At 40.8% G+C, this 9,849-nt stretch carries 11 protein-coding genes and 1 pseudogene; 7 read left to right on the forward strand and 5 right to left on the reverse strand.

Features of this window, described 5'->3' with window-relative positions; all coding sequences use genetic code 11:
- The 3 genes from VNZ46_RS01465 to VNZ46_RS01475 form a co-directional block, all read right to left on the reverse strand.
- A partial coding sequence (locus VNZ46_RS01465; protein ID WP_325558295.1) for a magnesium transporter occupies positions 1-875 on the reverse strand: 875 nt, incomplete at its 3' end.
- Positions 876-920: 45 nt separating this feature from the next.
- Positions 921-2,039: a magnesium/cobalt transporter CorA gene (gene corA, locus VNZ46_RS01470; protein ID WP_325558296.1), complete on the reverse strand. Its 1,119-nt coding sequence runs from the start codon at positions 2,037-2,039 to the stop codon at positions 921-923.
- Positions 2,040-2,045: 6 nt separating this feature from the next.
- On the reverse strand, positions 2,046-2,657 hold the full coding sequence (locus VNZ46_RS01475; RefSeq protein ID WP_325558297.1) for a WbqC family protein: 612 nt from the start codon (positions 2,655-2,657) through the stop codon (positions 2,046-2,048).
- A 62-nt stretch (positions 2,658-2,719) separates the two neighbouring features.
- On the opposite strand from VNZ46_RS01475, the gene VNZ46_RS01480 reads away from it, so the two are divergent.
- Together VNZ46_RS01480 and VNZ46_RS01485 are read left to right on the forward strand one after the other, a co-directional pair.
- Positions 2,720-3,574 carry a lysophospholipid acyltransferase family protein gene (locus VNZ46_RS01480; RefSeq protein ID WP_325558298.1) on the forward strand — a complete coding sequence of 285 codons (855 nt, stop codon included), beginning with the start codon at positions 2,720-2,722 and terminating at the stop codon, positions 3,572-3,574.
- Positions 3,532-4,596: a glycosyltransferase family 2 protein gene (locus tag VNZ46_RS01485; RefSeq protein WP_325558299.1), complete on the forward strand. Its 1,065-nt coding sequence runs from the start codon at positions 3,532-3,534 to the stop codon at positions 4,594-4,596. Before VNZ46_RS01480 ends, VNZ46_RS01485 begins: the two co-directional genes overlap by 43 nt.
- A gap of 2 nt (positions 4,597-4,598) precedes the next feature.
- On the opposite strand, the gene aroQ is transcribed toward VNZ46_RS01485, so the two are convergent.
- Positions 4,599-5,021 carry a type II 3-dehydroquinate dehydratase gene (gene aroQ, locus VNZ46_RS01490; RefSeq protein WP_325558300.1) on the reverse strand — a complete coding sequence of 141 codons (423 nt, stop codon included), beginning with the start codon at positions 5,019-5,021 and terminating at the stop codon, positions 4,599-4,601.
- A gap of 44 nt (positions 5,022-5,065) precedes the next feature.
- Here aroQ and xerD point away from each other — a divergent pair, with 44 nt between their 5' ends.
- Positions 5,066-5,965: a site-specific tyrosine recombinase XerD gene (gene xerD, locus VNZ46_RS01495; protein WP_325558302.1), complete on the forward strand. Its 900-nt coding sequence runs from the start codon at positions 5,066-5,068 to the stop codon at positions 5,963-5,965.
- Between the two features lie 11 nt (positions 5,966-5,976).
- On the opposite strand, the gene prmC is transcribed toward xerD, so the two are convergent.
- Complete coding sequence (gene prmC / locus VNZ46_RS01500; RefSeq protein WP_325558303.1) at positions 5,977-6,819, reverse strand: peptide chain release factor N(5)-glutamine methyltransferase; 843 nt, start codon at positions 6,817-6,819, stop codon at positions 5,977-5,979.
- 48 nt (positions 6,820-6,867) lie between these two features.
- Between prmC and ribD the strand changes: the two genes are divergently transcribed.
- The 4 genes and pseudogenes from ribD to VNZ46_RS01520 form a co-directional block, all read left to right on the forward strand.
- Positions 6,868-7,920, forward strand: coding sequence for a bifunctional diaminohydroxyphosphoribosylaminopyrimidine deaminase/5-amino-6-(5-phosphoribosylamino)uracil reductase RibD (gene ribD, locus VNZ46_RS01505; RefSeq protein WP_325558304.1), 1,053 nt, complete (start codon positions 6,868-6,870; stop codon positions 7,918-7,920).
- Positions 7,920-8,789 carry an EamA family transporter gene (locus tag VNZ46_RS01510; protein WP_325558306.1) on the forward strand — a complete coding sequence of 290 codons (870 nt, stop codon included), beginning with the start codon at positions 7,920-7,922 and terminating at the stop codon, positions 8,787-8,789. The genes ribD and VNZ46_RS01510 overlap by 1 nt, the downstream gene beginning before the upstream one ends.
- Positions 8,779-9,393: a YigZ family protein gene (locus VNZ46_RS01515; protein ID WP_325558307.1), complete on the forward strand. Its 615-nt coding sequence runs from the start codon at positions 8,779-8,781 to the stop codon at positions 9,391-9,393. The genes VNZ46_RS01510 and VNZ46_RS01515 overlap by 11 nt, the downstream gene beginning before the upstream one ends.
- 20 nt (positions 9,394-9,413) lie before the next feature.
- A pseudogene (locus VNZ46_RS01520) lies at positions 9,414-9,849 on the forward strand (phosphorylase); the annotation flags it as partial.

A 9,849-nucleotide genomic window follows, 5' to 3' on the forward strand; every position in this document is an offset into this window, starting at 1 on the left:
ATGATTAACCAGGGTAACCTTGATTTTACCGCATCTATCCAGTTTCCACTTAATTCCTCATCTTCTGATACCCCCGAAATTTTTAGTATATCCTCCGTATTCTCATCTTCCAGAACGTCAATAACATCGTCAAATGTCACCCTTCCAAGCAGATGCATCTCATGATCAACTACCGGAATACTGGTAATGTTGTATTGCGAAATTAAACGGGCCACCTCTTCCTGATCCATATCCGGATATACCCAGGCCACTTCCGTTTTAACCAGCTCCGTGATATGTACATTTCCCTTCGATTTGATAATATCTTTCAGAGAAACAATCCCACGGAAAATATTATGATCATCTACCACAAATATGGTATAAAACTCTTCAATCTCCTCGCTCTGTCTGATGATCTCTTCAATCGCATCCTTTTTAGTGAGGTTCAGGTTAATCCTGATGAACTCCGTGTTCATCAAACCACCCGCAGTATCCTCGTCATAACGAAGCAAATTCCTGATCTCCGACGCATCATCTTCGCTCAGATCACCCAGAATTTCCTTTTGTTCATGTTCCTCGAGTTGTGAAATGATGTCCGTCGCATCATCATAATCCAGCTCCTCAACAATCTCCGTACGTTTTTCCGGATGCAGCTGCAAAAGCAGTTCCTCAGGGTGTGCCTCTTCATGCATCTCTGAAATCACCTCAGAAGCGATTTCTACAGGTAGAAGATTAATGATCCGCTGGCGATCCTCTTTAGTAATACTCTCAAATAGAATTGCAATTTCAGAGGCATGATATTCCCCAAGAACAGCTTTTAAGTGTTCGTCATTACCACTACTTAATGCCGATTTTATCTTAGATACATCGGTCTTATCCAGGTCAAAAGATTGCATGTATCGCGAATGTAAAAATAATTTGGCTTAAATCTCCCTCTTACACTATTTAAACCAACCTTTTCTCCAGAAATAAATGACCTGTACTACAGCGATGACCACCATAATGATCATGGTATACAAATAGCCATGCTGTGCATACAATTCCGGCATGTTATCAGGCATTAACTTACCGGTAACAGGATCCTGCCGGGCAAAGTTCATCCCGTAAATTCCTGCTATAAAGGTCAAGGGAATAAAGATCGAAGACATAATGGTTAAAACCTTCATGATCTCGTTCATCCTGTTGCTGATGATAGAAAGATACATGTCCAGGTTACTGGCCGAAATCTCCTTTAAAGACTCTACAATGTCGATAATCTGGATACAATGGTCGTAAGCATCCCGAATATATAGTTTAGTCTGATCCGTAATCAACGGGCTGTCACTTCTTAAAAAATCATTCAATTTATCACGTTCAGGCCAGGCAACCCTTCTGATGGCAATCAAGTTTCTCTTCACCGCCTGAATGTCATACATAATTGAGCGATCGGGCTTATCAATCAGGCGATCTTCGATCTGGTCCAGATCTTCTCCCCAGATATTCAGAATTTCAAAGTATTTGTCAATCACCACATCCATAATTGCATACATGATGTAACTGCTGCCAGAAACCCGAATATTGCCCTTACCCGCTTTTAACCGGTTCCGAACAGGATCAAGGCAATTCTCATAGCCTTCCTGAAAGGTAAAAACCGCATTATCCGTCAAAATGAAAGAAATCTGCTCATTTTCCAGGTTGTTCTCCTCATCAAAAAACAACATCCTGCTCACCGCAAAAACATAGGTATCGTATTCTTCCTGTTTTGGCCGCTGATAGGTCCTGGTAATATCCTCAAGAACCAGTTTATTTACATTAAAATCACGTGTCAGTGTTTCAAACATGGCTTCAGATTTGAAACCTCTGATGTCTACCCAAAAAGTAAGGCTCTTATCCGATAAAACCCTACTTAAGTGCTCAATAGAATTGGTTTCCTCAATCTTATATTCACCAGCGTTAAAAGCGTGAACGGTCACTTTAGGTTCTAGTGAATGCTCATCAATATAGACCTGACCTGGGCTGGAGCCCACCACAGGCAGAGCGTAATGCTTCCTTTTTCTTTTTGACTTAATGCGTTTTCCCATATCTATTTAGAAGAATAATTTTGCCTGAGGGCCCTGGCTAAATAACAAATCCACCACACTCAGGTTTTCAATAAAACCAGTTCTGTCTTCAAAAACCTGGAAATAAGGCTTAGCCGGATGAACCAATGATGGATTTTTAAAACTCAGTCTGTCCCTGTAATCCAGTTCTGCGCCTATATTTTTTAGGTATTCTTCCGTAAAAGACAGTTCCGCAGGCTTTTTTAGTTTTTGCAGAATCCATTCGAAAATCTCCAGGTTGTAATCAAACAGGAAGTCAAATTTCTGCGTATAAAAACGAGAAAGCTCATCTTCATAGTACTCAAAGTAAGCGGAATTTCTGTAGGAAGTCTGTAAACTAAGCCAGTGAAGCCGCTGCCATTTAAAATCGTAACTTATTTTGACATCTTTATAAACCGTATGCACTTTTGAACCCTTAACTACAGGAACATACAAGTCCAGACTCCCGTTTGGAGAGGCAATTTTAGCTCTGTTCCTATAAGTCTGTTTAGGAAAATGTTCAAATCTTTCTATTATAAAATTAAAATCATGCGCATTAAGTGCTGAAAAATACCCTACGGGCGGAAGATAAAAAAGTGGAAATATTGCCGGACTTTGCATTTGTTAATTTATGTTTGCATTCTCAATTCGCCAAATTAATGATAAAAAAGGGGTTTTCTTACATGGGTATATTTTTTTTATACCTCATTGCTCTATTGCCAATGCCCCTATTATATTGTTTTTCAACAGCTTTATACCATTTCGTCTATCATATTACAGGCTACAGAAAAAATGTGGTCCGCGATAATTTGAAGCGCTCCTTTCCCGGTAAAAGTACAACTGAAATTGAAGCGATTGAAAAACGCTTCTACCGCTTTCTGTGCGATCTGATCTTTGAGATCATAAAAATGCCGATGATCAGTAAAGCAGAATTGGAAAAAAGATGCAAATTCACTAATCTCCATCATATTGAAGCCTTACTCGCCATTAAAAAAAGCGTAATCGTATGTTCCTCCCACTATGGGAACTGGGAATGGGGAATGCTGGCCTTCGGAATTAAAGTATCCAGTCCAAAACTCGTGGTCTATAAACCTCTCCATAGCCCAGCCTTCAACATCTGGTTTCACAAAATGCGGTCCAGGTTTGGAAACACCATGGTGTCTATGAAACAAACCCTAAGGGTACTGGCCAGTTCAAGAAATATACCTTCCGTGCTTTGTCTGGCCTCAGATCAGACACCAGAAACAGACCAGGCCAAATACTGGATAGACTTTCTTCATCAACCAACAGCGGTCTATACAGGACCTGAAAAAATTGCAGTTCAAACCGACAGGGCAATTTTTTACATACAAGTCCGTATACTCAAAAGAGGATACTATGAATTAGATTGTGTCCTCCTGTCGGAAGAACCACAGAAAACCGCAGAGCACGAAATCACAAAAATGCAATTTAAACTACTAACAGAGAGTATACTTGCAGAACCACAATACTGGTTATGGAGTCACAAAAGATGGAAGCACAAACAACAATCAGCATAAATATGGAGCCAAGTGTAGCAGTTGTTATCTTAAACTGGAATGGAAAAGCATTGCTAGAGCAGTTTTTGCCCAGTGTTGTCCAATCACAATACCCTAACCTTCAGATCATTGTTGGCGATAACCACTCCTCAGACGACTCCGTAGATTTTGTTAAAACAAATTACCCGGATATCCAGATCATACAAAATGATCAGAACTACGGATTTGCCGGAGGCTACAATAAGATTCTCGAACAAGTAAAAGCAGACTATTTCATTCTCTTAAATTCAGATGTAGAGGTACCGCAAAACTGGATCAGTCCGGTCATTAGCCTGATGGAAAGCAACCCGGACATTGCAGCAGCACAGCCAAAAATCAAATGGCATAAAGATAAAAACCAATTTGAATACGCCGGAGCCGCAGGCGGATTTTTGGACAAATACGCCTTTCCATTTTGCCGTGGAAGAATTTTTGATGCCATAGAAAATGATCAGGGACAATACAACAACACATTGGAAATCTTTTGGGCCAGCGGTGCGGCTTTTTTTATAAAAAGCAAGTATTGGACAGAAACCGGAGGATTAGATGCAGCTCTGTTTGCCCATATGGAAGAAATTGACCTCTGCTGGAGACTAAAAAACCTGGGTTATAAAGTCATGTTCTGCCCGGATGCCGAAGTTTATCACGTAGGTGGTGGTTCGTTAAACGCCACCAATCCATTTAAAACCTATTTGAATTTCAGGAATAACCTGATGATCATGCAAAAAAACCTTCCCGCACCAGAAGTGTTTTCAAGGATATTTATCCGTTTTTTCATTGATTTTGCTGCATTGCTCCATTTCCTGTTAAAAGGAGAAGTAAAATTTGCAATGGCCGTATCCAAAGCTCATTTTCACTTTTTTAAACATCTTTCTGCAACACGCAAAAAAAGAACAGCTAAACAGATCCCCTATAAACAACATACAGGCGTACTACATTCCAGTATTGTTTACAGCTTTTTCATTAAGAAAATCAGAAAATTCAGCGGTATCGAATTCAAATAACCCTATAATGGGTGGATCAGGTGCGCTATGGCCAGCCTGTAACCGTCCATCCCAAATCCGGTTAAAATACCTTTGCAATTTTTGCCCGTGATGGAAACATGGCGATATTCCTCTCTTGCGTAAATATTAGAAATATGCACTTCTATAACTGGCGTCTTTATGGCGGCAATTGCATCAGAAATCGCCACAGAAGTATGCGTATACCCGCCTCCGTTCAAAATGATACCATCAAATGAAAAACCAGTTTCATGCAGTTTGTTGATCAACTCCCCTTCTACATTGCTCTGATAATAATGAATGTCAACCTCTTTATAGTGTTCCTTCAACCGCACCAGATAATTCTCAAAACTCTCGTTACCGTAAACACCAGGTTCCCTTACCCCTAAAAGGTTCAAATTTGGTCCATTTATAATTTGTATCTTCATCCCGTCAAACATAATGGTAAAAATTTACAGTATAAAATTTTTGTGTGATAATCCATCCCTACCTAAAAGAATTCAAAAGTTACCTCAAACTGGAACGTGCACTTTCCGGAAACTCTGTTGACGCCTATCTGAACGATGTAGCCAAACTCAGCCAATACCTGGACGCGGTAAACCTCAGTCTGCAGGTTAAAGACATCCATACCGAACATTTAAAGGCATTCCTGGTCTGGCTTCATGAACTGGGTGTACTTCCCAATACACAAGCAAGGATCATTTCAGGTCTAAAGGCTTATTTCGGCTACCTGCTTCTGGAAAAACTCATCCAGACCGATCCCTCAGAACTACTCGAAACGCCAAAGATTCGTAGAAAGCTCCCGGACGTGTTAAGCATTCACGAAATTAATGAACTCATTGGAGCAATTGATGCCTCAAAGCCCGAAGGCATGAGAAACAAGGCCATTATAGAAGTACTCTACGGCTGTGGCCTCCGTGTTTCAGAGCTAACCGGCTTAAAAATCTCCGACCTCAACCTTGAATCCGAATTTATTAAAGTAACCGGTAAAGGAAATAAAGAAAGGATTATTCCCATAGGCGCAACCGCACTTCATCTCATTCGTATTTACATCACGGAGATCAGAGTACATCTCAACATCAAAAAAGGGAATGAAGATTTTATCTTTCTCAACAGAACGGGCACAAGTCTCTCCAGGATATCCGTCTTTACCATGATCAAGAGCCTGGCAGAGCAAATTGGCCTAAACAAAAGTATCAGTCCGCATACCTTAAGGCATTCATTTGCAACACATTTAGTAGAAGGCGGCGCAGACCTGCGTGCAGTGCAGGAAATGCTGGGACATTCCAATATCACCACTACAGAAATTTACACCCATCTGGACAGAGATTACCTGCAGGGTATCATTACTCAGTTCCACCCAAGAAACTAGAAGACAAGGTATTATCGCATACAACTCACCATTCTGTCCTTACCTTGCATATCCTTTTTAAGCGTAATTTGTTTAAAGCCTTTGAACCCCAGCATATCAACCGTTTCCTTACCAAGATATTCATTGATCTCAAAAAAAAGTAAGCCTTGCGGATTCAAATGCACCAACGCAAAATCAGCGATGGCTTTATAAAAAATCAAGGGATTTTCATTACTCACAAAAAGAGCACCATGAGGCTCATGAGCCAACACATTTTCATGCATTTCCGGCTTCTCATCCTCCTTTATATACGGAGGATTACTCACAATCAGATCAAAACTTTCGGTTCCTGAATACGCCAGGATATCAGCCTCTATAAAATTTACAACTACCTTATTAATAGAAGCATTATATTGAGCCACCTCAAGTGCATCTGCAGAAATATCCAAAGCAGAAACATGGAAACCATCCAATGATTTCTTCAACGCAACAGCAATGCATCCACTCCCGGTACCTATATCCAGCAAGCTTCCCCCATTCCGGCCTTTCAGCACTTCAATAATCCAATGAACCAGTTCTTCCGTTTCCGGACGAGGAATCAAAACCGCAGAATTTACCTTGAAAGGAAATCCATAAAACCACGTTTCTTCAAAAATATACTGAATTGGTTGTCCAGCCTTCAGTTTTTCCAAAACTTTCAGGTATTTGGACAAATCAGAAGCCTCAATATCTTTATCCAAATGAGTCATTACCTTCGTTCTGCTCCAGCCCAATAGCTGATCTAGCATCCTGTAAAACAATGCAGAAGCCTCTTCCTGGTTATAAATTTCAGCGCCTTCACTAATAAAAAGGTCTCTTAGTTCTTTAAAATTCATGGCCTGTAAAAGTAACTAAATCAAACAATATACCTTACTTTTGCCCTAATGAGAGATGAATTATATATGCAGCGATGCCTGGAACTGGCAGAATTAGGAATGGCTTCTGTAAGCCCAAATCCAATGGTCGGCTGCGTCATCGTCAACAATCATGAAATTATCGGTGAAGGTTATCACCAAAAAATCGGGCAGGCACACGCAGAAGTGAACGCCATTCATTCTGTACTGGAAAAATATGGCGAACAAGCCGAAAGCCTGTTAAAAGAAGCCACAGTATATGTAAGCCTGGAGCCTTGTGCACATTTTGGTAAAACCCCACCCTGTGCCGATCTGCTGATCAGACACCAGGTCAAAAAAGTAGTCATAGGCAACAGAGACCCCTTCCCTGATGTCAACGGCAAAGGCATATCCAAGCTGCAAAATGCCGGCATAGAAGTCATCCATGGCGTTTTGGAAGAACAATGCAAACAGCTCAACAGGCGCTTTTTTACCAGAATAGAAAAACAAAGGCCCTATATCATTTTAAAATGGGCACAAACAGCCAATGGATTTTTTGCACCACTAAAACCTTCCATGCAATGGATTACAGGTGCACTTTCCAAAAAACTGGTTCATAAATGGAGAAGCGAAGAAGATGCCATTCTGGTTGGCAAAAAAACCGTATTGATCGATAATCCGGAACTCACCACCAGAGCGTGGCATGGAAAAAATCCAATCCGGATCGTTATCGATAGAAAACTCGAAATTCCATCTGATAAGAATATTTATAACGATACTGTTAAGACCATTATTTTCAATGAATTAAAAACAGATGTAGTTAATAACCTGCATTACATTCAAATGGAAGATATGCAATACTACCTGCCGCAAAAAATCGCTTTCCAGCTTTACCTGATGGATATACAATCGGTCATGATTGAAGGCGGTGCCAATATCTTAAATCAGTTCCTTTCATCAAATTTATGGGATGAAGCAAGGGTTTTAACATCCACTGTAAGTTGGGAATCCGGCATTTCTGCACCCCGGATTAATGGGAATATTGTAAGTGTTTCCCCAATAAATGAAGATCAACTCATTCTATATAAAAATACGTCGTCCTAATGATATACATCCTCTTAAGTATTTTTTGCAGTGTTACTGTCGCTGTTTTTCTAAAACTCGCCAAGCGATATAAGATCAATGTAATCCAGGCTGTTACCTGGAACTATCTGTTCGCTATCTTATTTAGCCTGGTGTTTTTCAGGCCAAAGTTAGGAGACCTGCTCCAGGCACCATCACCAATATATATCGGGCTTGGTATCTTATTACCTGTTGTCTTCTGGATACTGGCCGCCTCAATTAAAAATATTGGAATTGCAAAATCAGACATTGCCCAGCGCTTGTCTCTTTTTATCCCCATACTCGCTTCCTATTTCCTGTTTAAAGAAAGCATCAGCGGATTAAAACTTGCAGGCCTGCTCACCGGGATAGTCGCTATACTCCTTACCTTATTTAAAAAACAGGGCAAGAGAAGCGGTGGCCAAATTTCCGACTGGATCTATCCAACCGTGGTATTTACAGGCTTCGGCATTATTGACGTTCTGTTTAAAAAAATAGCACAGGTACAATCCATGCCCTTTACCACTTCATTAGTGCTGGTATTTGGGCTTTCATTTGTCATTTCCCTGATCGCTATTGGCTATCTGGCCATCGTAAAAAAACAGAAGCTGGAACTGGTCAATTTTTTATGCGGCTGTATCCTGGGGGCCTTCAATTTTGGCAATATCTTTTTTTACCTCAAAGCCCATCAGGCATTGGCCAGTAACCCCTCAACCGTATTTGCGGCCATGAACATGGGCGTTATTATTCTAGGTAGTCTAATTGGACTGATCATCTTTAAAGAAAAGTTCATCAAAATCAATTATATCGGACTCTTGCTGGCCCTTGCCTCTATCATTTTGATCACCTTAGCTCAGTTGCATGCTTTTTGAAGATACCTATAATACCATTGAACAGTCATCCGAAGGACTTTTTAAAGATAAGGGAAGTAAATTTATTGGCTATGCCTATCCCATCAGCAGCGAAGATGAAGTAAAGTCCATCCTGCTTAGCCTCAGATCTGAGCATGCTAAAGCCAGGCATTTCTGCTGGGCACTGCGTTTAAGTCCAGACAGAAGCGTATTCCGGCTAAACGATGACGGAGAACCCTCAGGAACCGCGGGAAGACCCATATTAAATACACTGTTATCTGCAGACCTCACCAATATCCTGGTGGTCGTGGTCCGCTATTTCGGAGGAACACTTTTAGGTGTACCGGGACTGATCAACGCCTATAAAAATGCTACCATAGATGCGCTGGACCATGCCGTGAAAATTCAAAAAACTGTCAATGACCTATACAGGATCACTTTTGATTACCTGAGTATGAATGACGTGATGAAAGTTATCAAAGATGAAGACCTTGCGGTTAAACAGCAATCCTTCGATACCAACTGCAGCATGGACATTGAAATCCGGAAGCTAAAACTAAATAAGGTCATTGACCGTTTAGAAAGCATAGACAGTGTAAAAGCAACCTATCTCAGTACCATTTAACAAAATTAACTCTATATACGATGAGCAAATTATCAGAATCAGACTTGGTGATCAATGAAGACGGAAGTGTTTATCACCTGAATTTAAGACCTGAAGACATTTCCAATACCATCATAACTGTAGGAGATCCGGACCGCGTTTCCGAAATCACCAAATATTTTGACCGGATAGAGCTCAAAAAAGGAAAAAGAGAGTTCATCACCCATACCGGCTACCTTGGGCAAAAGCGCCTAACTGTTTTATCCACCGGTATTGGCACAGATAACATTGACATCGTCATCAATGAATTAGATGCCCTGGTGAATATAGACCTCGAATCCCGCGAAATAAAAAAGGACCTGACCTCTTTAAACATCATTCGCATAGGTACCTCCGGCGCCGTACAGCCCGATCTGACCATGGGAACCATCCTGGCTTCCTCTTTCGGACTGGGGCTTGATGCACTGATGAATTACT

The sequence above is a fragment of the Pedobacter sp. genome, assembly GCF_035566355.1.
Taxonomy (GTDB): domain Bacteria; phylum Bacteroidota; class Bacteroidia; order Sphingobacteriales; family Sphingobacteriaceae; genus Pedobacter.